Here is a 23464-nt window from a genome sequence, read left to right on the forward strand (position 1 = left end):
GACCGGGCGGGAACGGGAGGGCACGGGGCCAGCGTATCCGCATTTCCGCACAGCCGGTCTGCACGATTGGTGCTTGAACGCACACCGGTGCGCGCCGACGGCCTGAAGCACGCCCGCGGCGGCACGCCCCACCACCGGCCCGCGCGCCCGGCCACCGCAGCCCACCCGGCCCGACGGCGGTCGCCGCCGCGGCCCGCCGGGGTGATGGGAACGGCGCGGCCCCCGACACCCCGGCCCGGCACCGGGCCCCACGCCCCCTCCGGCCACCCGTAAACCCCCGCCCGGCGGCGAGCGGCGGCCGGCCCGGACGCCGACACCCGCCCCGACGAGGGCAGCCCGGCCCCCGACACCCCCACCCGGCACCGGGCCCCACGCCCGGCCGACCCACCGCCCCCGGCCCGGCTGCAGCCACCACGCCCGCCCCGCCCAACCGGCAGCAGCACCGTCCCGGCACCCGCGCCGTCGAGGCCAGCCGCCCCGACGGCCCGGTGCCCGCGCCCGAGGCGTACCGGGCCTTCCGCCGGGGCAAGTACCGCCGGGGCGGTGGAGCGGCGAGTGGGGGACGGGATGACGTCGGGCACGGGTGGGGCGGAGCGGGCGGTGCGGGAGCGCGAGCTGCTGCCGGAGCTCTTCTGGGCGGCCGACTCGGCCTCCCAGCAGGGGCAGACCAGGACGGTGCGGCTCGCCGCCGCCGAGCTGGTGCTGCTGGTCGCGGCCGCCACGGCCGGATCCGCCGACGGCACGGTCTGGGCCTGGCTCGCCGCCGTCGCCTACCTCGGCGCCATCGCGCTCTCCGCGGTGACCAGCCGGCAGAACCCGCAGGGCCTCTGGTACGAGGGCCGGGCGGCCGCCGAGTCGGTGAAGACCCTCGCCTGGAAGTTCGCTGTCCGGGCCGACGCCGTCCAGCCGCCGCCGCGCCCGCTGCCGGACGCCGAGGGCCTGTACGGCCTCCAGCTCGGCCGGGTGCTGCACGCCTTCCGGGGCAGCCGCGCGGTCGGCCCGGGCCTGGCCGGCCGGCCCGCCGAGAGCCAGATCACCCCGGCGATGCGCGGCCTGCGCGAGCAGCCGCTCGCCGTCCGCCGGGACGTCTACCTGCGCGAACGCATCCAGGTGCAGCAGGACTGGTACCGGTCCAAGTCCCGCTACTGCGCCCGCGCCGGGTTCTGGACCGGGGTGGCCGGCGTCGGGCTGCCGCTGCTCGGCCTGGTGCTCGCGCTGCTGCGGGCGATGGGCGAGTTCTCCTTCGACGCGCTCGGCACCGTCTCCGCCGTGGCCGCCTCGGTCACCGCCTGGGCCCAGCTGCGCCAGTACCGCCCGCTCGCCGCCGCCTACGGCCTGGCCGCCGACGAACTGGCGCAGATCCGCGCGCAGTTGGCCCGGCTGGACGTCGGCTCCCCCGACGCCGAGGAGCTCTGGGCCCGGTTCTCCCGGGACGCCGAGGACGCCGTCTCCCGCGAGCACACCACCTGGCAGGCCCGCCGCGAGGTCAACGGCCCCGCCGACCGCGACTCCTGAACCGGCACCCGGGCCGGAGCTTCGCGGGCGTCAGGTGGCGAAGGTGGCCAGCGGCTCCAGGCCGTAGCTGCGGGCGTAGCCGTTCTCGACGCCCACGAGCAGCTCCACCACCTCGAAGTAGCGGTCCCAGAACGGGGTTTCGCGCAGTGCGTCGATCAGCAGCCGGTAGGCGTCGTGGTCGTCCGCCTCCCACACCCAGACATCGGTGACCCGCGCCGAGTAGAACTCGGTGTCGTAGAAGCGGGAGCGGACGCCCCGGGTGCGGGCCTCGACCACCGGGACGACCTGGGCGGTGAAGGCCTCGACGCGTTCGGGCACGGTCATCGCCAGCCACTCGGGCGTGGTCTTGACCAGCAGGAACGCGGTGACCGGCGCCGGGCCGGTGCGGTCGGCGGTGCGGCCCTCCGTGCGGCCTTCGGTGCGGCCTTCGGTGCGGTCAGCGGGCATCGACGGCCTCCGGCGCGGCGAGGACGGCGGGCTTGAGGGTCTGCGCGCACCACCGCGCGAATCCGGTGGCCGGACGGCCCGCCCGCGGCGAGCGCTCGACGCCCGCGTCCAGGCCCTCGTCCTTGGCGCGCTTCATGTCGACCATGCCCTCGACGAACGCCTCGTCGAGGCCGTACCCGAGCAGGTCGGCGCGCAACTCGTCGAGCGACTGGCGCCGGTAGCGGACCGGACGGCCCAGCTGCTCGGTCATGACGCGAGCCAGGTCGTCGGGCGACAGGTCCTCCGGGCCGAGCACCGGGACACTGCCGACGCCGGTCCAGGAGCGGTCCAGCAGAAGTTCGGCCGCCGTCGCGGCGATGTCGGCGACGGCCACCAGCGGGGCCCGGCGGTCCGCGGCGGCGGTGTCGGTGAAGACGCCGCTCTCACGGATCGAGTCGGCCTCCTCCAGCAGGTTCTCGAAGAACGACGGGCAGGCCAGGGCGCGGTAGGCGACGCCGGAGCCGGCGATCAGGTCGTCCATGGCCAGCGAGGCGGTGACCAGTCCGGCCCGGGCGGCCTGCGGGGTGCCGCGGCCGAGCGCCGAGACGCCGACCACACGGCGCACGCCACAGGCGGCGAACGCCCGTGCGGCGGGGCGGGTGAAGCCGCTGTACGCCCGCTCGGGCGTGGTCGAGGCGTCCGGCGGCACCAGCCAGAACACGGCGTCGGCGCCGGTGAGGGCGCGCTCGACGGTCGCGGCGTCGCCGTGCGAGCCGGTGACCACCTCGACCCGTCCGCGCACGGCCTCGGGGAGCCGGCCGGGATCGCGGACCACGACGCGCAACTCCTCTCCGTGCGCGGGCGCGGCCTCGACCAGCAGCGGCAGCAGCCGGCGGCCGATGTTCCCGGTGGGGGCGGTGATGACGATCATGAAAACCTCTCGGTCCCGTGGTGTCGGATCGGTACGGCCCCCTCATCGTGCTGACGCCAACCCCGTTGCCACAATGGGAACTTCAGCAACCAATCCTTGCCCGGAACGGAATGATGCCGGTGAGCAGCGACTCCGCCCCGCACCCCGCCCCGCAGCCGTCCCCGAACCTCGACGCCAACCTCGCCGTCGCCCTCGACGCCCTGCTGACCGAGCAGAGCGTCACCCGCGCCGCCGCGCGGCTGCGCACCTCCCCCGCGGCGATGAGCCGCACCCTGGCCCGGCTCCGCCGGGTGCTGCAGGACCCGCTCCTGGTCCGGGCCGGGCAGGCGATGGTGCCCACCCCGCGCGCCGAGGAACTGCGGGGCGAGGCCGCCGCGGTGGTGCGCCGGCTGGAGGCCCTGCTCACCCCGAGCGGCGGCATCGACCCCGCCGCGCTGCGGCGCACCTTCACCGTCCAGGCCTCGGACCTGGTCGGCGCGGCCCTGGCGCCCGGCCTGCTCGCACTGGCCCGCCGCCGGGCACCGGGCGTCTCGCTGCGGGTCCTGGCCGAGGAGTGGGAGGCGGGGCCGGCGCTGCGCGAGGGCCGGATCGACCTGGAGGTGGGGGCCATCGACCACGTCGACCCGGAGACCCGGGTCGAGGAGCTGGTCACGGTGCGCCTGGCCGCCGGCGTCCGCGCCGGGCACCCGCTCACCGAAGGCCCCCTTACGCCGGCCCGGCTGGCCGCGGCCGACCATGTGGCGGTCAGCCGCCGCGGCCGCTTCACCGGCCCGCTGGACACGGCCCTGGCCGAGCACGGCCTCAGCCGCCGGGTCGGCGTCACCCTGCCCGGCCACCTGGCGGCGATGGCGCTCACCGCCGCCGGCGACGCGGTCTGCCTGGTCCCGACCGCCCTCCCGGGCGAACCCCCGTCCCCCCTGAGCACCGCCGCCCACGCCCTGGGGCTGCGCCTGCTGGAGATCCCCCTGCCCCTGCCGCCCCTGACCATCGCCATGGCGTGGCACCCCCGCCACACCACCGACGGCGCCCACCAATGGCTCCGCGACGCCGTCCGCCAGGTCCTCCGCCCACCCCGGGATCGGTAGCCGGGCCAGGGCCGCTCGCCCGCCTCCCGGGCACCGCGGTCCCGGTGACGGGAAACCCGATGATCTGACCGGCTGTTAGCGTGCCCGGGTGGAAGATCTGGAACTCACGGTGTGGCCTCCCGAGCCGATCAGGACCGAGCGGCTCGTGCTCCGCGCGCCCGAGGCGAGGGACCGTGCGGCGTTCATCGAGCTGCTGTCCTCACCGGAGGTGAACGCCTACCTCGGTGGCCCCCGTCCGCGTGACGAGGTCGAGCGCGAGGTGCCCGAGGTGCCCGCACGGTGGCCGGGGAGCTTCGTCGTCGAGCTCGACGGGGCGATGATCGGCCAGATCCTGCTCAGGAGGGCGACCGGGCACCGCCGCCCGGCCGCCGCCGGGAAGGCCGATCTCGGCTACCTGTTCCTGCCCCGGGCCTGGGGATCCGGGTACGCCACCGAGGCGTGCGCGGCGGCGCTCGACTGGCTCGACGACGCCCTGCCCGGCGAGCCGGTGGTGCTCACCACCCAGAGCGCCAACGCCGCCTCGATGCGCCTCGCCGCGAAGCTGGGCTTCACCGAGGTGGAACGCTTCGAGGCCTGGGACGCCGAGCAGTGGCTCGGCGTGCGGTCCCCGTCGCGCCGTACGGGCTGATCATCCACGACGGCGGCACCTCCGTCATGGGGACCGACATCTGCCCCTGGTGCGGACATCGCCTCCCCGAGTCCCAGCGGGACGGGAACCGGATCACCGCACCAAGCTCCTAACGAGCCACCGGGGTGACCGGGTCCTTGCCGGAGAGGACGGCGCGGACGTTGTCCACGGCGAGGTCGCCCATGGCCTGGCGGGTGCGGACGGTGGCGCTGCCGAGGTGCGGGGCGAGGACGGCGCGGTCCTGGGCGAGCAGGGCGGACGGGACGGCGGGCTCGTGCTCGAAGTTGTCGACGGCGGCGGCGAACAGCGCGCCGGACTCCAGGGCGGCGGCGAGCGCCACCTCGTCGACGACGCCGGCGGTCATCGAGACCGCCACCGCGCCGGGCGGCAGCAGGGCGAGCCGGCGGGCGTCCAGCAGGTGGCGGGTGGCGTCGCTGAGCGGGCAGGTGACGATCAACACCGGGGAAGCGGAGAGCAGCTGCTCCAGCGGCAGCCATTCGGCGCCGTCGGCCTGCTCGGGCGGAAGCGGATTGCGGTTGTGGTAGCGGACCGGCATGTCGAAGCCGCGCGCCCGGCGGGCCACCGCCTGCCCGATCCGGCCCATGCCGAGGATGCCGAGCGGGGTGCCGGTGAGCTCCAGGCCGAGCAGGAAGTTGGGCGCCCAGGCCCAGGTCTCGCCGGAGCGCAGCAGGCGCTCCCCCTCGCCGAGGCGGCGGGTGGCGGCCAGCAGCAGGGCCCACGCCATGTCGGCGGTGGCGGCGGTCAGCACGCCGGGGGTGTTGGTGACCGGGATGCCGCGCTCGGCACAGGCGGCGAGGTCGATGTTGTGGTGTCCCACGGCGTGGTTGGCGACGATTTCGAGGCCGGGACCGGCAGCGTCGAGGAGTTCCGCGTCGACGCGGTCGTCCAGGGTGGTGATCAACGCCCGGCGCCCGCGAACGGCGGCCAGGAGGTCGGCGCGCTCCATCGGCAGGTCGGAGTCGTGCACGGTGGCCGGGAGGTTCGCGGCGAGCCGTTCGACGACACCGGGCGCGAGACGGCGGGTGACCAGGACCGGGGGCTGCTCGTTCATGGCCCGAATCTACGCCCCGCCCCCTCGCCGGGCCGGGCGAGGGGGCGGGGTGCCATCTATGGCACCTGCGTTCGCCCGGCCTTCTCGACACGGTCCCGCAGTGACCTCGTCAGCACCTCGCCGACCGCCCCGACGAGGGCGGAGACGAGGACGAGGAGGCCGAACACGATCGTCACGCGGCCGAGTCCAGCTCGAACCAGACGAGCTTGCCTCTCTTCTGCGGGTCGGCGCCCCACCGGTGGGTGAGCCCGGCGACGAGCTGGAGGCCCCGTCCGCACACATGATGTACGGCGGTCCGGCCGTCATGCGGGAGCAGCTGAACCACCTCATCGAGATGGCTCGCCTGCCTCATGTGACGATCCAGATCCTCCCGTTCGACTCCACGGTCTACGCGTCGACCGACACGGCGTTCCTGCTGATGCACGGGACACATGCACGCCTGGACACCGTTCTGTTGGAGAACCCCCATGGCCCGACGTTCGTCGGAGATCCTGAGGGAGTGGCCGCGTTCCGACGGAAGTTCGATCGCCTCAAGGGCATGGCACTCCCGCCCTTGAATGCCAGCGTAGACGGGCCATCGCCCGCCTTTCGGGACTCGTGGGGCATGATCCAGCACGTCCGCTACAAACTCCTGGGGAGGTAGCCATGGAGCAACTCAACTGGCAGAAGTCCACGTTCAGTGGGGACGCCGCCGAATGTGTCGAGATCGCATCCGACAGCAAACTCGTCCACATCCGCGAGTCCGACGACCCCACCGCCGTCATCACCACCACCAAAGCCAACCTCGCCACTTGGCTCCAGGCCGCCAAGGCCGGCGAGTTCGACCACCTCACCCACTGACTCCCCCGGGCTGCTCCCGCGCCTCGCGGGAGCAGCCCGGATCCTCACGGAGGGATGACCTCCTCGATGCCGGGAAACTCGAAACCCGACGCGACCACGATCGACGGCACCATGCCATGGCCGAGATCCTCCGTCGCGTCGGCCTGCGCGAGGTGCGGTACCAGGAGAACTACCGGGAGGAGTGGCGTCTGGGCGAGGTCGCCTTCGACTTCGACACCTGGCCCGATCTCCCGACCTTCGTCGAGATCGAGGGACCCGACGAGACGTCGGTCCGCCAGGCGGCGGCCCTGCTCGATCTCGACTACTCCGACGCCAGGTTCGGCAGCGTGGACGAGATCTACAAGAGCGAGTCCGGCCGCGACATCCTCGCCGAATCCACCCTCCTGTTCGCCGTCACTGACAGGACCGGGCTGCCGCCCATGGCGGCCGAGAACCATTGAGCACACCGGCTCCCGGTTCTTCATCACCGTCGTCCTCGAAGCCATCACGAACGAGCGCGTTCGAGAGGACGGTCGCGGCCGGTACCGTCGCCCGGCTGCTCCCGCGACGCGCGCGGGAGCAGCCAGGGATCGACCGACGCCCTCGCGCCGGCGGCGAATCGCTCTCCCATCGGCGTCAGGGCTCCGCTTCCGGCGAGGAGGTCCACCGCTTCGTCGGTCAGGGCTCGCCAGTGGGTGAAGCGGGAGCGGGCCGTTGGCGATCCGGCGTTCGCTCGGGTGCCCCAGAAGGCGGTGACGGCGAGGTGGGCGTAGACGGCCTGGAAGAGGGAGCCGATCGGGCGCGGGGAGAGGTCGAAGGCCTCGAACAGGCGGGTGTCGGTGCGGTCGTACAGTTCCCAGCGGTCGAGCACCGCGCCCAGCTTCACGTGCTGGAACTCGTGGACCAGGAGGAGTGCCAGGGTCGGCGCGGCGCGCGGGCGGGCGATGGCGACCGCTCCGAAGGCCTGGCGTGCCGCCGAGCTGAGGTCGTGCCCGTCCGGGCCGGGTCGCAGTGGGGTGATGGTGGTCAGGCCCGCCCATAGACCGGCCGCGTAGTCCGGCAGTTCGCGGTCGAGCAGGTCGGCGGCCGCCCGTAGGTCCCGTGCCCAGCCCGCGTACGCGGTGTCGGACAGCCGGTCCGCCACCGGCCAGCGGTGGGCGGCCCGTTGCGGGTCCACGTCCTCCAGCGCGATCGACCCGATCCGGCGGACCGGCTGCCAGCGCGGATCACCCGGACCCGTCAGCGCGCCGTCATCCGTGCGCGCCGTCCAGCCCGTGCGCCCGCCGGTCACCCGCGCCTCCCGGACACCCCCGCCGAGCACCAGCCGGCCGAGGGTCGGCAGATGGAGGGTTCCGTCGCGGACCGGCACCGTCATCACATCCCCGCGACCGGCCAACACGGCGGCGGAAGCGGCCAGTTCGGCCAACGGGCCGAGGCCCGCGCCCGGGTCGCCGGTCAGCCGTCGCGCGGCCCAGGACCGGACGTACGGGTGCGCCACCACCGCGTCCACGGCGACGGGTGCGGCGGCGTCCAGCTCGGTCAGCAGCTCCCAGGCGGCCGAGCGGGCCAGCCCCGCCGAGCCGTGCACAGCGGCCAGCATCGCCCGGGTGAGCGCGAGTTGGGAACGGGCCAGCGAACGGACGGTCTCCGGCCCGCCCAATCCGAGAGCCAGCTCGCCGAGTTGCGCGTCGGTGAGCCCCGGCCCGGCGACGTCGACCGAGGACGGAGCGGCGCGCGCGACGGTACCCGCCCGGGCCGCCAGGCCGTCGATCAGCGTCCGCAGGTCCGCGCAGTACACCGAGGGGTGCTCGAAGGAGCCGTCCCGGTAGCGGTGCGCGTACAGGCCCCCGCCGCAGGAGCGCACCACCGGGCAGGCCCGGCAGGTGGCGCTCAGCCCGGCCGGGCCCGCCTGCCGGGCGGCGATCCCCGGGTGCCGCAGGACGTCGTCGAGGCTGTGCCGGAAGACGTCCATCCCGGTGGCGGGCGCGCCGTCGTACGCCGTCCGCAGGCTGTCCGCCTGCTCGTACGTGCCGTCCGTCTCCAGCACCACCAGGTCGACCGGCTCCAGCCCGAGCGCCTCGCTCAGCCCGGGCAACCCGGACAGGGTGCGGTGCACCGAGTCGAAGGTGCGGACGGCGAACGGGCGGCCGTCCGCCTCCCAGCGCGCGTGCACGGCCAGCAGCCAGTCCGCGTACGGCGTCGCGCCCAGCCGGTCCGGACGCTCCGGCGGCCGCTCCCACGTGGCGTGCGGGAGCAGGAAATCGACGGCCGGCGGCTCCAGTTCGGCGAGCGCCCGGTAGACGGCGACCGGGTCGTTCGCCGCGTCGACGGTGCAGAGCAGCCCCGCGAACAGGTGCCGGAACCGGGGCTCGCGCAGCAGCCCGACGGCGCGCAGCACCTGCGGATGGCTGGAGCGCCCGTCCGCGAACCGGCGGTGGCGGTCGTTGGCGGCCCGGTCGCCGTCCAGCGAGAGGCCGACCCGGATGCCGAGTTCGTCGAACAGCTCGCAGTACGCCCGGTTCAGCCGGACCCCGTTGGTGTGCACCCGCAGGTCCAGGTCGCAGACCTCGGGCAGCGCGGCCCGCAACGCCTCCGCCGCCCGCCGGATCACCGCCGACCCCGCCAGCAGCGGCTCGCCGCCGTGCAGGACGACGCGCACCGCCGTCAGGCCGTGCGCCACGGCGTGCTCCCCGATCCGCTCGGCGGTTCTCCCCAGCACGGCGTCCCTGACGACGCGCGGCCGGGAGCGCCAGCCGGTGTCGGCGTGCTCGTAGACGTAGCAGTGGTCGCAGGCGAGGTCGCACCGGCTGTGGACCTTCAGCACGACCTGCGTGAGCGGCGGAGGAGTCATGACGGCACATTTCCAGGACGCGCCGTCCGCTAACCGTACTGTCAGATGCCCGAATTGAAAGACGCGACCGGTCTGGCCCCCGCGCCCGGCAGGGCCAGCTCCAGCCACCGGGCCAGCTCACCCGCGTCGGCCCTGGCCAGATCGGCCAGCGCGGGCCGCCCGTCGGTGCCCTGCGGCGGCCGGTCCGGCTCCACCACGATGTCCGGTTCCATGTCTCCTGCTCCCTCTCGGCCGATGCCTGTCCCGGTCCTCACACCAGGGGCGGCTCCGTCTCGATGTCCACCCACTCCCCCACCCGGATCGCCTCGGTGAGCGGGTGCCCGTCCCCCAGGTGCGGGAGCGCCCGCGCCCGGACCAGCGTCCGCACCCGCAGTTCCGCCGCCCGTGCGGTCTCGCCGACCGCTGCCAGCGCCAGGGCGACGTTCGCGGTCGCCGCCAGGACGTCGGGGTGGTCTTGGTCGAACCGCCCGGTGAGCAGTTCCGCAGCCGCCTCCGCGAGCGCCAGGGCCTCGGCGGAACGACCGGCCCGCGCCAGGTCGTTGGCCCGGTTGAGCCGGGCGGTCCCGACGTACGGATGGTGCTCGCCCAGCAGCCCGGTCAGGTCTTCCAGCACCCGGCCGGAGAGCGCCTTCGCCTCCTCGGTCTGCCCGGCCCGGCGCAGCGCGACGGCCAGGTTGCCCGCCGCGACCCGCTCCATGGGGTGACCGGCACCGAGGTGGTCGCGCTGGTAGAGGTACACCTCCTGGGCGAGCTCCACGGCCTGTTCGGTGTCCCCGAGCGCGCTGAGCGTGGCGGACAGGCTCCCCGCGGCGGCGGCCGTGCCAGGGTGGTCCGGGCCGTAGCGCCCCACCAGCTGCCGGTGCACGTCCTCGATCTCCCCCAGGGCCTCCGGCAGCCGGCCGAGCCGGCGCAGCACGGCGCAGCGGAAGCGGCGGGCGCGCAGGGTCTCGTCGTGGTCCTCCCCGAGCGCCTGCCGGCTGCGGCGCACCGCCTTGTCCAGCCGGGAGAGCGCCTCCTCCAGCCGCCCCGTCTCGCACAGCGCCAGGCCGAGCGCGACGCCGCCGAGGATCGTGTACGGGCTGCGCTTGCCGAACACCTCCAGCTTCCGGTGGTAGAGCGCCTCGTGGACGGCCAGCGATCCGGCGAAGTCCCCGGCCAGCATGATGGAGACGGCCAGGTTGTGCTCCGCCATCAGGCTGCGCCTGCTGTCCGGGCCCAGCACCCGGCGGGCGACGGCCAGCGTCTCCTCGTCCAGTTCCCGGGCATCGTGGTAGCGGCCCAGGTGGCGCAGGTCCCCGCCGAGGCTCATCGCGGCCGGGACGGTCTCCTGGTGCTCGCGCCCCAGCAGCGCGGTGAGCCGCTCGAAAGCGTCCCGGTCCGTGGCGTACGCCTCCCGGACCAGCCCCTGGGTGCGCTGGATGTTGCCGAGCTGGACGCGCAGCAGCTGCACCTTCACGTCCGGGCCGGTGCCCTGCAGCCCGGTCTCCCGCCAGCGGGCGAGGACGCGTTCGGCCAGCTCACGGCCCGCGTCGTGGAGGCTGCGCTGCCACAGGTAGCGGACCGAGTTGACGATCCACTGCCGCACCGCCGGGTCGGTGGACTCGTCCGCGCCGGACGGGCGCAGGTGGGGCAGCAGTTCGGCGTACCGGGGCCAGTGGTGCGGGGCGTCGGGGTCGCCGGGGTCGGCAAGGGCGAGGGCCCGGTGGGCCACCCTGCGGACCCGGTCCCGGTCGGCCTCGCCGACCTGTTCGCGGAGCAGCGCCTGGACGATCCGGTGCACCACCAGCGTGCCGGCGCTCTGGTCGTAGCGGGCGAGGTTGAACTGGTTGACGGTGCGCAGGATCTCGCCGACGGCGAGCCGGTGGTCGGAGGAGCCGGTCGGGAGCCCGATCGCCTCGATCACCGGCGGGCTGTACAGCAGCCCGATCGGGATGGCGTCCGGGCCGAGGAAGCCGCAGATCTCCAGCAGCCGGGCGGCCGGGGCGTTGATCCGGCGCAGGTCGGAGCCGGCGATCCGCCAGGTGGCGGCGGTGACCGTGGCGTTGGGGCCTTCCTCGGTGGCCCGCCCGACGTCGGGTTCGGAGTCCGCCCGCACCGAGCGGTCGAGGATGTCGGTGAGCGTCTCGTCGAGCAGGTCGGCGTAGGTGGCCGCCGGCATCGGCGTCTCCTGGAGCCAGGCGGCGGCCTGCCCGACGGCCAGCGGCAGGTCACCGAGCAGCTCGGCGATCCGCTCCGCGTCCGCCCGTTCGACACCGGTGTTGAAGTGCCGGACGAGTTCGACGCTCTCCGCCCGGTCGAACACCTCGACCTCGGTGCGGCCGGGCCGGCGGGCCCAGCGCCGGTCGCGGGAGGTGACCAGGACGTGGCCGTCCGGCCCGGCGGCGGGCAGCCAGGGGTCCAGCAGCTCCGGGTCCTCGGCGTTGTCGAAGAGCAGCAGCCAGCGGCGGTACGGCCGGCCGCTGCCGAGCGCCTCCAGCACCGCGCGCGCGGTGCGGGTGACGTCGCCGTCGGTCTCCAGGCCGAGGCCGGGGGCGAGTTCGGCGAGCTTCTGCGGGATCACCGCGGGCTGCTGGGCGGGCACCCACCAGAGCACGTCGTAGCCGGCCGCGAAGCGGTGCGCGTACTCGATCGCGGCCTGCGACTTGCCGACCCCGCCGATGCCGTAGAGCACCTGGACGGGCGCGGCCTCGGCGCCGGCGGTGAAGCCGTCGCGGACGGCCTCCAGCAACCGCATCCGGCCGGTGAAGGTGGGCAGCCGGGGCGGCAGCTCCTGGACCGAGGGGCGGCCGTCGGGGAAGCGCGGCAGGCGCGAGACGGTGAACTCGCCGGAGTCCATCCAGCGCCCGGCGCCGGGCGGTGGGCCGATCAGTTCGAACAGCTGCGCCTCGGCCCGGTCGGCGGAGCCGGTCGCCAGGTCCAGCACCCGGTGCCCGGCGAACTGCGGCGGCTCCGGCTGCTCCGGTGTGCCGATCCGCACCGCGAGCAGGCCGCCGGAGTCGCCCACCGGGTCGGTGGTGAGCCGGCGCCAGATCTCCCGGGCGCGCGGCAGGACGGCGTAGTCGGCGGTGAGCAGGGCGAGCAGCCGGCCGTCGCCGTCCAGCGGCCCGGCGGCCTCGGGCAGCGGGGCGGCCTGCGGCGGGCCCGGGTCGAGCGGGACGGCGGCGCTGTGCAGGGTGGCGAGGTAGCCGAAGCCGCGCAGGGTCCCGGCGATCCACTCGGCCCAGACCCGGTCCCTGGGGGCGTAGCTGATGTACACCTGGCGGGAGCGGGTGCGGCCCTGGCGCAGGTAGGCCGCGTACAGCCGGCGGCGGGCCTCGTCGGGGACCGGCCGCAGCTCGCGGACCCGGCCGTCGGTGAGCCAGTCGGCCAGCCGTTCGAAGGCGGCGAGCAGGGTGCGGCCCTGCTGCGGCCGGTCGACGACGGTGGCCGGCACCTCCTCGTAGGCGTAGAACGGCTTGTACGGCACCTCGACGTCGCGCCAGTACTCCGCGCGCTGCTCGGGGCCGAGCCAGCGGCCCAGGTAGGGGTCGAAGGCGTCGTGGGCGAGGTCGCGGCCGGCCGCCAGTCCGGCGCGTTCGGCGTCCTCGACGCGCATCGGGACGGGCAGCACCCGGATCTCGCGCTCGTCGGCGTCGACGATGGCGCGGGCCGCGTCGACACCGCCGCGGATGCTCTGGGCGCCGAGGGTGAAGCAGTCCACGACGGTGTCGGGCATCAGCACGGTGCAGATGCCGGAGGTGTCGCTGACGCCGGTGCGGCTGTCGATCAGCACGTAGTCGTAGGCGCTGGTCCACTGCTCGCGCAGTGCGTAGAGGAACTCCGCGCCGCGGATGTCGGCGCGGGTGTAGAAGCTGCGCCAGTTGAAGCTGGTGACGGCGGCCGAGTAGGCGGCGTTCTGCCGGCCGGCCGGCATCAGGTCGAGCCGGCCGCCGTCCGGGAGGTCGAGTGCCAGGCCGCACAGGTACTGCTCCAGCCGGCCGGGGGCGGCCAGCCACTCCCGGGGGTCCGGGCCGGGCCCGGGGCGGTCGGCGCCGGGCAGCGCCTCGTCGACGTAGGCCCGGAGCATGTCGATCAGGCCGTCGGTGGCGTGCAGCTCGGGGTCGACCAGCAGCGGGTGGTAGTACCGGTGCAGGCCCGGGGCCTCCAGGTCCCAGTCCACCACCAGGACGCGCAGCCCCTGGCTGGCCAGGATCCAGCCCAGGTTGGCGAGCGCCATGGTGCGGCCGGTGCCGCCCTTGAACGAGTAGAAGGTGACGACGGTGCCGGTGTCGGGGGTCGCCAGGGCCGCGGACCCGTGGTCCGCGAGGGCGGCGTGCTCGGGGCTCATCGGTCCGCTTCTCCTTCACTGGGCGCCCGGGTGGCCGGGGGCACGGTCTCCTCGCGCAGGACCGCCCGCGCCCCCGGGGCGGGCCCGTTCCCCGGGGTGCTCCCCGGGCGGGGCAGGGGTGGCCCCGTCCGGGCCGGCGGATCCGGTGGCGGCTCCGGCGGGTCCGCCGGATCCGACGGACCCGCCAGGCCCGGAGGGCCCGGCGGGCTCGGCGAGGCGGGCGGCGGCCAGGCCGGGATGGTGAGCCCGGGCATCGGCCGCGGGTCGGGGCCGAGTCCGAACGCGGCCCGGGCCGTCACCGGATCGTCGTCGACCTGGTCCAGCAGCCGGTTCTGGGCCACGGTCACCGTCGACAGGAGCTCGCGCTCGAAGCGTTCCCGCCGGACGTGGATGCGAAAGAGCGGCTCGGGCCCGGACCGGTGCAACCAGGTGCGCGCGAACACCTCGCGCACCCCCTCCCAGAGCCGGGCGCGCGCCGGACCGGGCGGCGGGTCGTCGGAGCTGTCGGGCAGCAGGACGGCGGTGACCGGGTGGTTCTGCCGGTCGAAGTCGCGCAGCGCCTGCCGGTAGGGCTCCCCGCCGGCCGCCCACGGGTCCACCAGCAGCACGCAGACCTCGTTGTTCTCCCGGGCCCGGTCGAGCGCGTCGCCGAGGTCCGGGCCGACCGTCTCCAGACTGGTGCTGTGCCCGGCCCGGGTGATCACCTGCTGGGCCTGGACCGCCAGCGAGGGCAGCCGCGGCGGGTGGTAGGGCGCCCAGTCCCGGGGGTGCGCCCCGTACCAGCCGCCGTGGTAGCGCTCGTCGGCACCGCCCGCGCCGCCCGCGCCCTCGGAGCGCTGCGGCGGGACGCGGTCGCCGTTGGCGGCGGCGGAGGCGGCGGAGGCGGCCTGGGCGGCCCGGTCCCCGGACCAGCGGGCGGCGACGAAGAGCCGCACCAGGCTGCTGCGGACGGCGACCGGGGCGATCTCCGGCACCGGGAAGCAGCCCTCCACCCGGCCGAGGTCGAGGTCCCGCAGTTCGGCGACCCGCCAGGCGGCGGCCTCCCGTACCCGCTCGGCGATCACCCGCACCACCAGCCGGTACGCGGTGCCGTGCGGGTCGGTGCGCAGCAGGTGGCGCAGGCCGCCGCTGACGTACTCGGGGCCGAAATCGTGCTGCACGTACTGGATCCGCCGCACCTCGGCGGGCAGGTCCTCGGGCGGGGGCTCCCACAGCACCGGGATCAGGGCCGGGACGCTCTCGCCGGTCTGCTCCTCGTGGCGCCGCGTCCGGTGGTCGAAGGCGGTCCACTCCTTGCCGCAGTAGTCGCTGGCGAAGTAGGCGGGCGAGTAGAGGGCGACCATGGTGCGGCTGGCGCCGACCATCCGGGAGAGCTGCCGTTCCCAGTCGTCGCCGACCCGCAGCCGCTCGGTGTCGCGGTAGGCCAGCTCGCCCGGCCCGGCCTCGGGCTCGATCCGGGCCAGTTCGTCCCGCAGGTCGGTGAAGAACTGGTCGACGAAGGCGCCTCCGACCAGATGGTCCCGCCGCGCGTAGCTGAAGAAGAAGTACGGCCGCACCCACAACCCCCCACCGACCCGGTGAACGTCCCCACCATACTGGCGGGTTGACTGCAGGTCAGCCGGTGGACGAAGGAAGTTGTCGCGGTGTCGTCACAAGTGCGACCCCGCGCCTCGACGTCCCTGGTCGGGGGCGTGCGGGCCCGGGGTCCGGGCAGCCCCCGGGCGGCCCGGCGGGCAGGCCCGGGGCGGCCGCGCGGGCAGCATCGGGCCGGCCCGGCGGGCGGTCGCGCACCCGCCTCACGGGCAGAGTCGCTCCACCCGCCAGCCCGTCGGGGCGGCCGGGTCGGCGACGTAGCGCAGCCGGTCGTGCAGCCGGTTCTCGCGCCCCTGCCAGAACTCCACGCTCTCCGGCACCACCCGGTACCCGCCCCAGAACGGCGGCACCGGCACCCCCTCGCCCTCCGGGTAGCGCCGCTCCAGCTCCGCGTAGCGCTGCTCCAGCACCTCGCGCGAGGCGACCGGGCTGGACTGCTCGCTGGCCCAGGCGCCGAGCTGCGAGCCGTGCGGGCGGGTGCGGAAGTAGGCGGCGGTCTCGTCCCGGCCGACCTTCTCCACCCGGCCCTGGACGATCACCTGGCGGGCCAGCGCGATCCACGGGAAGAGCAGCGCCGCGTGCGGGTTGGCGGCCAGCTCGGTGCCCTTGCGGGAGCCGTAGTTGGTGAAGAAGGAGAAGCCCCGGGCATCGAAGGCCTTGAGCAGCACGGTGCGCGCGCTGGGCCGCCCCGCGGCGTCGGCGGTGGAGAGCACCATCGCGTTGGGCTCCACCACCCCCGCGTCGTCCGCGTCGTGGAACCACCGGGTGAACTGTCCGATCGGCTCGGCGGCGAGCTGCTCCTCGGCCAGGCCCTCGTGCGCGTAGTGCTTGCGCATCACGGTGAGGTCCGGTCCGGGGCGGGCCTCGTCGGCCAGGATCCGGGTGGCGGGGGTCAGGGGCGTCGACTGGGCGCGGTCCGGGGTCTGCACGTCAACATCATCCCGTACGACAAGCAACCGGCACCGCTACCTCCGGACAAACCCCGGTGGGAGATAAGGTGACTCGCCACCGATCGGCCGCCCGTCGTACGGTGATTTGTCCGCGATCGCGCCCTTGGTTCCGCGGCTCCGCCGGGCCGGTCCGGCCGTCGGGCGAAAAGTCAAGCGGGCCCCGGGAAAACATCACCACCGTGGTGTATGGCGCAATGCACCCCGTGCCTGTCACCCTGGCACCGAGTGCCAACCACCATTCGGTCAGAGGCGTGCCTCCCCACCACGGCGGCCCGCCGATCGCAGAACTGAAGGAGCCGTGCATGTCCGACTTCGTACCCGGGCTCGAAGGTGTCGTCGCGTTCGAGAGCGAGATCGCCGAACCCGACCGTGAAGGCGGCGCTCTGCGGTACCGGGGCGTCGACATCGACGACCTGGTCGGCAATGTCTCCTTCGGCCACGTCTGGGGCCTGCTGGTCGACGGCAAGTTCAACCCCGGCCTGCCGGCCGCCGAGCCCTTCCCGATCCCGGTCCACTCCGGCGACATCCGGGTCGACGTGCAGTCCGCGCTCGCCATGCTCGCCCCGGTCTGGGGCCTGAAGCCGCTGCTGGACATCGACGCCGAGCAGGCCCGCGACGACCTCGCCCGGGCCGCCGTCATGGCGCTCTCGTACGTCGCCCAGTCCGCCCGCGGCCAGGGCCTGCCGATGGTCCCGCAGAGCGAGATCGACAAGGCCGAGACCGTCGTCGAGCGGTTCATGATCCGCTGGCGCGGCGAGCCGGACCCCAAGCACGTCAAGGCCATCGACGCCTACTGGACCTCCGCCGCCGAGCACGGCATGAACGCCTCGACGTTCACCGCCCGGGTCATCGCCTCCACCGGCGCCGACGTCGCGGCCGCCCTCTCCGGCGCGGTCGGCGCGATGTCCGGCCCGCTGCACGGCGGCGCGCCGTCCCGCGTGCTCGGCATGATCGAGGAGATCGAGCGCACCGGCGACGCCACCACCTGGGTCAAGAACGCGCTGGACAAGGGCGAGCGCCTGATGGGCTTCGGCCACCGCGTCTACCGCGCCGAGGACCCGCGCGCCCGGGTGCTGCGCCGCACCGCCAAGGAGCTCGGCGCGCCGCGCTTCGAGGTCGCCGAGGCGCTGGAGAAGGCCGCGCTGGAGGAGCTGCACAACCGCCGCCCCGACCGCGTGCTGGCCACCAACGTCGAGTTCTGGGCCGCCATCATGCTGGACTTCGCCGAGGTCCCGGCGCACATGTTCACCTCGATGTTCACCTGCGCCCGGACGGCCGGCTGGTCGGCGCACATCCTGGAGCAGAAGCGCACGGGCCGGCTCGTGCGCCCCGCCGCGCGCTACATCGGCCCCGGCCCGCGCAGCCCGCGCGACATCGAGGGCTACGACGCCATCGCGCGCTGACCCGCAGACCTCCGCAGGTCACCGCACACCCGCGCGAGCAGCGGGTCCGGAATGTGAACCGGACCCGCTGTTTCCGCAGCTCGCAGGCCGGTCGACGGCATCTCAGCGGGCGGACCGCCGTCGATTCCGGCCACCCCGACGGGTAGGCTGCGCCCGTGGCTCAGATCCAGATCCCCGCTGACATCAAGCCCGCCGACGGCCGTTTCGGCTGCGGCCCGTCCAAGGTGCGCCCCGAGGCCCTGAGTGCCCTCGCCGCGACCGAGACCTCCCTGCTCGGCACCTCGCACCGCCAGGCCCCGGTGAAGAACCTGGTCAAGCGCGTGCGCGAGGGCGTGAGCAGCCTGTTCTCCCTCCCCGAGGGGTACCAGGTGGTGCTCGGCAACGGCGGGTCCACCGCCTTCTGGGACATCGCGGCCTTCGGCCTGGTACGGGAGAAGTCCCAGCACCTCGACTTCGGCGAGTTCTCCTCCAAGTTCGCCTCCTCGGTCAAGGCCGCGCCCTGGCTCGCCGAGCCGAGCGTGATCAAGACCGCCCCCGGCACCCACCCGCTGCCGGTCGCCGAGGCCGGCGTCGACGTCTACGCGCTCACCCACAACGAGACCTCCACCGGCGTCGCGATGCCGATCGCCCGCCCGGCCGGCGGCGACGCGGGCTCGCTGGTCCTGGTGGACGCCACCTCGGGCGCCGGCGGCCTGCCGGTGGACATCACCGAGACCGACGTCTACTACTTCGCGCCGCAGAAGTCCTTCGCCTCCGAGGGCGGCCTCTGGCTGGCGTCGTTCTCCCCGGCCGCGCTGGAGCGCGCCGCCGAGATCGCCGCCTCCGACCGGTACATCCCGCCGTTCTTCGACCTGCCGACGGCCATCGACAACTCGTCGAAGGACCAGACGTACAACACCCCGTCGATCGCCACCCTGTTCCTGCTGGCCGACCAGCTGGAGTGGCTGAACGGCAACGGCGGGCTCGACTGGGCCGTCGCCCGTACGGCTGATTCCTCGTCCCGGCTGTACGGCTGGGCCGAGAAGTCCTCGTTCGCCAACCCGTTCGTGGCGAACCCGGCCGAGCGCTCCCAGGTCGTCGGCACGATCGACTTCGACGACTCGGTGGACGCCGCCGCCGTCGCCAAGGCGCTGCGCGCCAACGGCATCGTCGACACCGAGCCGTACCGCAAGCTGGGCCGCAACCAGCTGCGCGTCGCGATGTTCCCGGCGATCGACCCGGCCGACGTCGACGCCCTCACCGCCTGCGTCGACTACGTGGTCGAGCGGCTCTGACCGGACCGCGCGGACCGAAAGGGAAGGGCCACCGCCCGTGGGCGGTGGCCCTTCCCCGTGTCATCTCCGGTGGTCACCTGCTGACCAGCGAGCTGATCAGCACGACGACCAGCAGCAGTACCAGGGCGCCGGTCACGATTCGCATTCGAGTCTTGGGATCCACGGTCAACGAGCGTACCCCCGCCCGGCCGGCGGCCGGACGCCGAGGCCCGGCCCGGGGCTACCGCGGCCCGGCGTCCCAGCGGGCCAGCGGCCAGGCGCTCAGCGAGGTGTAGCGCAGCGGGCCGCCGCCCTCGTGGGCGCTGAGCATCAGGTGCAGCTCGGCGGCCTCCCACTGCGGCCCCCGGTACCCGTCCAGCGCCCGCGCCAGGGCGTCCAGCTCGGCGGCCGCCAGCCGCAGCTCCGCCCGCCGCCGGCCCCGCGAGGAGCCGGCCCTGGCCAGCGTGAGGTGCGGGTGGAAGCTGAACGTGTCCGTCTCTCCGACCACCTCCGCGGTGGCCTCGTGGACCGCCTCGGCGAGCCGGCGCACTGCCCAGTCCTGCCCCTCCACCCCGGCCCAGAGCACCCGGTCGCCGAACCGTCCGCCGCCGGCCAGCCGCAGCGTGTGCGCCGGGTGCCCCTCGGCGACCTCGGCCAGCGCGACCTCCAGCTCCGGCACCCGGACGGCCGGCACCTCGCCGAGGAAGGCCAGGGTCAGGTGCCAGGCGTCGGCCGTCGTCCAGCGCAGCCGCTCGGCCCCCGGCAGCCCGCGCACCGGGGCCACCGCGTCGGCCAGGTCCTGCAACGCCTCCACCGGAGGCAGCACCGCCACGAAGAGCCTCATGGGGCCATCCTCCCGCCGTCTTCCCGCACGCGACGGTTTGGGCTAGAACGGATTTCCATGAAGATCCGCAACGGGGGCCCCGAGGACATCCCCGACATCCTGTCCCTGCTCGACGGCGCCGTGGCCTGGCTGGCCGCCCGGGGCCGCACCCGGCAGTGGGGCGACCAGTCGTTCAGCGGCTCCACCACCCGCGTCGAGCACATCGGCGGATACGCCCGCGAGCCGTTCCTGATCCGGCTCGCGGTCGACGACGCGGGGCGGACGGTCGGCTCCTGCGTCCTGTCCGAGCAGCGGCCCGAGTACGCCACGGCGGTGGACGAGCCGGAGCTGTACATCCGCAACCTGGTGACCGACCGGTCCCGCAAGGGCTCCGGGATCGGCGCCGCGCTGATCGCCGACGCGCTCGACGAGGCCCGCCGGCGCGGCATCGGCCTGCTGCGGGTGGACTGCTTCGGCGGTGACGACCGCAAGCTCGTCGGGCAGTACCGGGCGCTCGGCTTCACCGAGACCGAGTCCTTCGAGGTCGAGCAGCCGGCCGGGCCCTGGCCGGGGCAGATCCTGGCGATCCGGCTCTGAGCCGCCGGCCCCGGCGCGCCGTCGCTGCGCGCCGGGGCCGGACGGGCGTCAGCAGGCCGTGGCCAGCTCCGGCTTGGCACCCGCTGCCGGACGCGGCACCAGCGCCACCACCCGGCCGCCGCGCCCCGGGTGCAGGTCCAGCCGCAGCCGCAGCTCGGCGCTGCGGGCCAGCACCAGGCCGACCACACCGGCCGCCGCGGCCGAGACCAGGCCGCAGGCCAGCAGCCCGACCCGGGGCCCGTACGAGGCGGTGACCCACCCCACGACGGGCGCGCCGATCGGCGTCCCGCCGGTGAAGACCAGCATCAGCAGGCCCATCACCCGGCCGCGCATCGCGGGGTCGGTGGCCAGCTGGAGCGAGGCGTTGACCGAGGTGTTGAAGCTCAGCCCGAACACCCCGATCAGGGTGAGCAGCAGCGCGAAGGTCCAGTAGCCGGGCGCGAACGCCGCCACCACCTCCAGCAGGCCGAAGCCGAGGGCGGCGCCGACCAGCCTGCGCAGCCGGGGCACGCCCCGGCGGGCCGCGATCAGCGCGCCGGTCAGCGAGCCGACGGCCATCGCGGTGTTCAGCAGGCCGTACTGCCCGGCGCCGACGTGGAAGGTGTCGGAGGCGAAACCCGCCAGCAGCGTCGGGAAGTTGAAGCCGAAGGTGCCGATGAACCCGGCCAGCACCATCGGCCAGAGCAGCTCGGGCCGCTCCTTGACGTACCGCAGGCCCTCCCGCAGCTGCCCCTTCTCACGGGCGATCGGCGCGGTCGGGCGCAGCTCGCTCTGCCGCATCGCGAGCAGCCCGCCGATCACGGCGGCGAAGGACAGCGCGTTCAGCGCGAACGCCCAGCCGCTGCCGACCGCGGCGATCAGCAGGCCCGCGACGGCGGGGCCGACCAGCCGGGCGGTCTGGAAGTTGGCGGCGTTCAGGCTGACCGCGTTGGCGAGGTCCTTGGGGCCGACCATCTCGGAGACGAAGGCCTGCCGGGTCGGGTTGTCGACCACCGTGACCAGGCCGAGCAGCAGCGCGAACACGTACACGTAGTACGGGGTGACCACGCCGCCGATGGTGAGCACGGCGAGGCCGGCGGCGAGCAGGCCCATCGCGGCCTGGGTGATGATCAGCAGCCGGCGCTTGGGCATCCGGTCCGCGAGCACCCCGCCGAACAGGCCGAACAGCAGCATCGGCAGGAACTGCATGGCGGTGGTGATGCCGACCGCGAGCGGGCTGCCGGTGAGGCTCAGGACCAGCCAGTCCTGGGCGATGCGCTGCATCCAGGTACCGGTGTTGGACACCACCTGGCCGGCGAAGTAGTAGCGGTAGTTGCGTACGCGCAGTGAGGAGAACATCCCCCCGGGCCGGGTGAAACGGGCGCCTGTGGGGGACGCGGCCGCGCGGGTGCGGCCGGGAGCGGCGGGGTCGTCCGCCGCGGTGCGTTGGTCGGGGTCGTCGTCGCCGTTGCCCGGCAGCCCCGTCGGGGCGGGTGCCCGGGTGTCGGCGGCCGCGGCGCTCGCCGCGGCGGGGTCGGTGGTCTGCTCGTCGGTCCGGGTACGGGTGGCGGCGGCGCTGGCTGCGGCCGGCGGTGTCACGGTGGTCTCCCCTCGCGGCGCGACGGCCGGTGCCACGGCCGTCGCGCTCCTGGTGTCGGTCATCGGTCCTGCGGTGATGCGGTTCTCCTTCGTCCTCCGGCGGCTACCGGATTCGCTGGGCCTAGAGGTGTGCGAGCTTGTAGAGCACGGGCGCGGCCTCGCGGAGCTTCGCCCACTCCTCCTCGTCGAGCCCCTCGGCGAGCTCGGCGAGCCAGGCGTTGCGGCGCCGGCGGGACTCCGCCAGGATCTCCTCGGCCTGTTCGGTACTGCTGACGACCACCTGCCGGCGGTCCTCCGGGTGCGGTTCGCGCCGCACCAGGCCCTTCTCCTCCAGCATCGCGACGATCCTGGTCATCGAGGGCGGCTGTACGTGCTCCTTCCGGGCGAGCTCACCCGGCGTGGCCTTCCCGCACCGCGCGAGGGTGCCCAGCACCCCGATCTCGGTGGGACTGAGCGACTCCTCGACCCGCTGGTGGCGCAGTCGACGGGAGAGGCGCATGGCGGACGACCGCAGCTGACTGATGGCTGCGAGGTCCTGCTCGGACATCTCGGGCATGTTCTTTAGCCTACGTCATTACTTTGACTAAAGAAAATTGGATGGCGAACGTCCGGATCCCGGCTCCCGGGCAGGGCTTCAGCGCCGGGTGTGCCGCCACCACCAGGCCGGGCGCCGTCGCCCCGGCGGCCACCGCCGTCACCGGGCAGCCGCGCCGGTCGGACGGCTCGGGCATCGGCGCCGAGCGCGGACCCCAGAGCCGGACGACGCCGTCGAAGCCGCCGCCCACCAGCAGCGGGATCTCCGGAGCCGGAGCGATCCCGATCGATCCGTGCTGGTCAACGGCCCGCAACCGGCCCCGTCGACCCCCTCCTCCCCCACCCCGTTCCGGCTGGCCGTGCCCTCCGTGACTCCCGGTGCGATGCTGGTCCTGGGACCCGGTCCACGCGGGCCCCGGCGCCGCAGCACCGCCCAGGGAGAGCAGCCATGACCGACGTCGCCGCCGAGCAAGCCACCGAGGTCGACCCGGCCCGCCCGGCCGGCCCGCGTACGGCCGACCCGGCCGGGCAGAACGACACCGGCTTCGCCCGCCTCGCCATGGTCACCATCGACTGCGCCGACCCGGTCGCGCTGGCCGGCTTCTACGGCGAGCTGCTCGGATGGGAGACCCGGCACGTGGACGAGCAGTTCGCCATCCTGGACAACCCCGAGGGCGGCAGCCCGCTCGGCTTCGGCCGGGTCAGCGGGTACCGGCCGGAGCCGTGGACCGAGCCGGACGGCGGCAAGCACTTCCACCTGGACTTCTACGTGGACGACCTGGAGGCGGCCACCGCCCGCGCCCTGGCCCTGGGCGCGACCGAGCCCGCCTACCAGCACGGACGCACGCTCAAGGTGCTGATCGACCCGGCCGGCCACCCGTTCGGCCTGGCACCGCTGGACGCCTGACCGTCGCGTCCGTTTTAGGCAGATCGGACGCTTTTGGGAAGAGTGCGTCAGGGCTTGGTGCCAAGATCATGCCGATCGCGTGAAGGGTGCCTCTGACCTGCGATTTCACAAGAAAACCGCACATTGTGGGACTCATCGGGAGCCACTACTCTCCGGCGGTGTCAGGGCACCC

21 protein-coding genes and 1 pseudogene are annotated in these 23464 nt (G+C 74.5%); 11 read left to right on the forward strand and 11 right to left on the reverse strand.

Features of this window, described 5'->3' with window-relative positions:
• Positions 1-567: 567 nt before the first annotated feature.
• Positions 568-1515: a DUF4231 domain-containing protein gene (locus tag ABTX81_RS03745; protein ID WP_350541330.1), complete on the forward strand. Its 948-nt coding sequence runs from the start codon at positions 568-570 to the stop codon at positions 1513-1515.
• 30 nt (positions 1516-1545) lie between these two features.
• On the opposite strand, the gene ABTX81_RS03750 is transcribed toward ABTX81_RS03745, so the two are convergent.
• Positions 1546-1962, reverse strand: a complete 417-nt coding sequence (locus ABTX81_RS03750; protein ID WP_350541331.1) for a darcynin family protein — start codon at positions 1960-1962, stop codon at positions 1546-1548.
• A complete protein-coding gene (locus ABTX81_RS03755) occupies positions 1952-2872 on the reverse strand; it encodes an NAD(P)H-binding protein (RefSeq protein WP_350541332.1) in 921 nt (306 codons plus the stop codon). Before ABTX81_RS03755 ends, ABTX81_RS03750 begins: the two co-directional genes overlap by 11 nt.
• Before the next feature lie 110 nt (positions 2873-2982).
• Between ABTX81_RS03755 and ABTX81_RS03760 the strand changes: the two genes are divergently transcribed.
• The 3 genes from ABTX81_RS03760 (at position 2983) to ABTX81_RS39585 (ending at position 4698) form a co-directional block, all read left to right on the forward strand.
• Positions 2983-3957 (forward strand): LysR substrate-binding domain-containing protein, encoded by a 975-nt coding sequence (locus ABTX81_RS03760; protein WP_502892703.1) that lies wholly within the window; start codon positions 2983-2985, stop codon positions 3955-3957.
• Between the two features lie 88 nt (positions 3958-4045).
• Positions 4046-4585 carry a GNAT family N-acetyltransferase gene (locus ABTX81_RS03765; protein WP_350541334.1) on the forward strand — a complete coding sequence of 180 codons (540 nt, stop codon included), beginning with the start codon at positions 4046-4048 and terminating at the stop codon, positions 4583-4585.
• 26 nt (positions 4586-4611) lie between these two features.
• Positions 4612-4698 (forward strand): hypothetical protein, encoded by an 87-nt coding sequence (locus tag ABTX81_RS39585; protein ID WP_502892710.1) that lies wholly within the window; start codon positions 4612-4614, stop codon positions 4696-4698.
• On the opposite strand, the gene ABTX81_RS03770 is transcribed toward ABTX81_RS39585, so the two are convergent.
• Positions 4695-5657, reverse strand: coding sequence for a 2-hydroxyacid dehydrogenase (locus ABTX81_RS03770; RefSeq protein ID WP_350541335.1), 963 nt, complete (start codon positions 5655-5657; stop codon positions 4695-4697). The two genes, ABTX81_RS39585 and ABTX81_RS03770, sit on opposite strands and share 4 nt — an antisense overlap.
• A 283-nt stretch (positions 5658-5940) precedes the next feature.
• Here ABTX81_RS03770 and ABTX81_RS03775 point away from each other — a divergent pair, with 283 nt between their 5' ends.
• From ABTX81_RS03775 to ABTX81_RS03785, 3 genes and pseudogenes are all read left to right on the forward strand, one after another.
• Positions 5941-6300 carry a Scr1 family TA system antitoxin-like transcriptional regulator gene (locus ABTX81_RS03775; protein WP_350541655.1) on the forward strand — a complete coding sequence of 120 codons (360 nt, stop codon included), beginning with the start codon at positions 5941-5943 and terminating at the stop codon, positions 6298-6300.
• A gap of 2 nt (positions 6301-6302) precedes the next feature.
• Entirely contained in the window at positions 6303-6497 is a 195-nt protein-coding gene (locus ABTX81_RS03780) for a DUF397 domain-containing protein (protein WP_350541336.1), read from the forward strand.
• A 110-nt stretch (positions 6498-6607) separates the two neighbouring features.
• A pseudogene (locus ABTX81_RS03785) lies at positions 6608-6937 on the forward strand (adenylyl cyclase); the annotation flags it as partial.
• Between the two features lie 44 nt (positions 6938-6981).
• Here ABTX81_RS03785 and ABTX81_RS03790 read toward each other — a convergent pair.
• The 5 genes from ABTX81_RS03790 to pdxH all read right to left on the reverse strand — a co-directional run bounded on the left by ABTX81_RS03790 (position 6982) and on the right by pdxH (position 16083).
• The gene (locus ABTX81_RS03790) at positions 6982-9327 is read right to left on the reverse strand and encodes an FxsB family cyclophane-forming radical SAM/SPASM peptide maturase (protein ID WP_350541337.1); all 2346 of its coding nucleotides are present in this window, start codon (positions 9325-9327) and stop codon (positions 6982-6984) included.
• Positions 9328-9368: 41 nt separating this feature from the next.
• A complete protein-coding gene (locus ABTX81_RS03795) occupies positions 9369-9539 on the reverse strand; it encodes a hypothetical protein (protein WP_350541338.1) in 171 nt (56 codons plus the stop codon).
• Positions 9540-9577: 38 nt separating this feature from the next.
• On the reverse strand, positions 9578-13654 hold the full coding sequence (fxsT, locus tag ABTX81_RS03800; RefSeq protein ID WP_350541339.1) for an FxSxx-COOH system tetratricopeptide repeat protein: 4077 nt from the start codon (positions 13652-13654) through the stop codon (positions 9578-9580).
• The gene (locus tag ABTX81_RS03805; protein ID WP_350541340.1) at positions 13651-15210 is read right to left on the reverse strand and encodes a TIR-like protein FxsC; all 1560 of its coding nucleotides are present in this window, start codon (positions 15208-15210) and stop codon (positions 13651-13653) included. Before ABTX81_RS03805 ends, fxsT begins: the two co-directional genes overlap by 4 nt.
• Before the next feature lie 240 nt (positions 15211-15450).
• Positions 15451-16083 (reverse strand): pyridoxamine 5'-phosphate oxidase, encoded by a 633-nt coding sequence (gene pdxH, locus ABTX81_RS03810; protein WP_350541656.1) that lies wholly within the window; start codon positions 16081-16083, stop codon positions 15451-15453.
• A gap of 416 nt (positions 16084-16499) precedes the next feature.
• Here pdxH and ABTX81_RS03815 point away from each other — a divergent pair, with 416 nt between their 5' ends.
• Complete coding sequence (locus tag ABTX81_RS03815; RefSeq protein WP_350541341.1) at positions 16500-17600, forward strand: citrate synthase 2; 1101 nt, start codon at positions 16500-16502, stop codon at positions 17598-17600.
• Between the two features lie 155 nt (positions 17601-17755).
• Positions 17756-18874, forward strand: a complete 1119-nt coding sequence (gene serC, locus ABTX81_RS03820) for a phosphoserine transaminase (protein WP_350541342.1) — start codon at positions 17756-17758, stop codon at positions 18872-18874.
• 220 nt (positions 18875-19094) lie between these two features.
• On the opposite strand, the gene thpR is transcribed toward serC, so the two are convergent.
• Positions 19095-19697, reverse strand: coding sequence for an RNA 2',3'-cyclic phosphodiesterase (gene thpR / locus ABTX81_RS03825; protein ID WP_350541343.1), 603 nt, complete (start codon positions 19695-19697; stop codon positions 19095-19097).
• A gap of 57 nt (positions 19698-19754) precedes the next feature.
• Between thpR and ABTX81_RS03830 the strand changes: the two genes are divergently transcribed.
• Positions 19755-20273 (forward strand): GNAT family N-acetyltransferase, encoded by a 519-nt coding sequence (locus tag ABTX81_RS03830; protein ID WP_350541344.1) that lies wholly within the window; start codon positions 19755-19757, stop codon positions 20271-20273.
• 48 nt (positions 20274-20321) lie between these two features.
• Here the strand turns inward: ABTX81_RS03830 and ABTX81_RS03835 are convergent, their stop codons facing one another.
• Both ABTX81_RS03835 and ABTX81_RS03840 read right to left on the reverse strand, forming a co-directional pair.
• On the reverse strand, positions 20322-21914 hold the full coding sequence (locus tag ABTX81_RS03835) for an MFS transporter (RefSeq protein WP_502892704.1): 1593 nt from the start codon (positions 21912-21914) through the stop codon (positions 20322-20324).
• Positions 21915-21972: 58 nt separating this feature from the next.
• Positions 21973-22407 (reverse strand): MarR family winged helix-turn-helix transcriptional regulator, encoded by a 435-nt coding sequence (locus tag ABTX81_RS03840; RefSeq protein ID WP_350541345.1) that lies wholly within the window; start codon positions 22405-22407, stop codon positions 21973-21975.
• A gap of 426 nt (positions 22408-22833) precedes the next feature.
• Between ABTX81_RS03840 and ABTX81_RS03845 the strand changes: the two genes are divergently transcribed.
• Entirely contained in the window at positions 22834-23292 is a 459-nt protein-coding gene (locus tag ABTX81_RS03845; RefSeq protein WP_350541346.1) for a VOC family protein, read from the forward strand.
• Positions 23293-23464: the final 172 nt, after the last annotated feature.

It is taken from the genome of Kitasatospora sp. NPDC097605 (genome assembly GCF_040302725.1).
Taxonomy (GTDB): domain Bacteria; phylum Actinomycetota; class Actinomycetes; order Streptomycetales; family Streptomycetaceae; genus Kitasatospora.

Excerpts from the sequence above, each read along its gene's own strand:
- ABTX81_RS03745 (WP_350541330.1), top strand. The coding sequence starts at position 568 with ATGACGTCGGGCACGGGTGGGGCGGAGCGGGCGGTGCGGGAGCGCGAG.
- ABTX81_RS03750 (WP_350541331.1), bottom strand. The coding sequence starts at position 1,962 with ATGCCCGCTGACCGCACCGAAGGCCGCACCGAAGGCCGCACGGAGGGC.
- ABTX81_RS03755 (WP_350541332.1), bottom strand. The coding sequence starts at position 2,872 with ATGATCGTCATCACCGCCCCCACCGGGAACATCGGCCGCCGGCTGCTG.
- ABTX81_RS03760 (WP_502892703.1), top strand. The coding sequence starts at position 2,983 with ATGATGCCGGTGAGCAGCGACTCCGCCCCGCACCCCGCCCCGCAGCCG.
- ABTX81_RS39585 (WP_502892710.1), top strand. The coding sequence starts at position 4,612 with ATGGGGACCGACATCTGCCCCTGGTGCGGACATCGCCTCCCCGAGTCC.
- ABTX81_RS03770 (WP_350541335.1), bottom strand. The coding sequence starts at position 5,657 with ATGAACGAGCAGCCCCCGGTCCTGGTCACCCGCCGTCTCGCGCCCGGT.
- ABTX81_RS03775 (WP_350541655.1), top strand. The coding sequence starts at position 5,941 with ATGTACGGCGGTCCGGCCGTCATGCGGGAGCAGCTGAACCACCTCATC.
- ABTX81_RS03780 (WP_350541336.1), top strand. The coding sequence starts at position 6,303 with ATGGAGCAACTCAACTGGCAGAAGTCCACGTTCAGTGGGGACGCCGCC.
- ABTX81_RS03790 (WP_350541337.1), bottom strand. The coding sequence starts at position 9,327 with ATGACTCCTCCGCCGCTCACGCAGGTCGTGCTGAAGGTCCACAGCCGG.
- ABTX81_RS03795 (WP_350541338.1), bottom strand. The coding sequence starts at position 9,539 with ATGGAACCGGACATCGTGGTGGAGCCGGACCGGCCGCCGCAGGGCACC.
- fxsT (WP_350541339.1), bottom strand. The coding sequence starts at position 13,654 with ATGAGCCCCGAGCACGCCGCCCTCGCGGACCACGGGTCCGCGGCCCTG.
- pdxH (WP_350541656.1), bottom strand. The coding sequence starts at position 16,083 with ATGCGCAAGCACTACGCGCACGAGGGCCTGGCCGAGGAGCAGCTCGCC.
- ABTX81_RS03815 (WP_350541341.1), top strand. The coding sequence starts at position 16,500 with ATGTCCGACTTCGTACCCGGGCTCGAAGGTGTCGTCGCGTTCGAGAGC.
- thpR (WP_350541343.1), bottom strand. The coding sequence starts at position 19,697 with ATGAGGCTCTTCGTGGCGGTGCTGCCTCCGGTGGAGGCGTTGCAGGAC.
- ABTX81_RS03830 (WP_350541344.1), top strand. The coding sequence starts at position 19,755 with ATGAAGATCCGCAACGGGGGCCCCGAGGACATCCCCGACATCCTGTCC.
- ABTX81_RS03835 (WP_502892704.1), bottom strand. The coding sequence starts at position 21,914 with ATGACCGACACCAGGAGCGCGACGGCCGTGGCACCGGCCGTCGCGCCG.
- ABTX81_RS03840 (WP_350541345.1), bottom strand. The coding sequence starts at position 22,407 with ATGCCCGAGATGTCCGAGCAGGACCTCGCAGCCATCAGTCAGCTGCGG.
- ABTX81_RS03845 (WP_350541346.1), top strand. The coding sequence starts at position 22,834 with ATGACCGACGTCGCCGCCGAGCAAGCCACCGAGGTCGACCCGGCCCGC.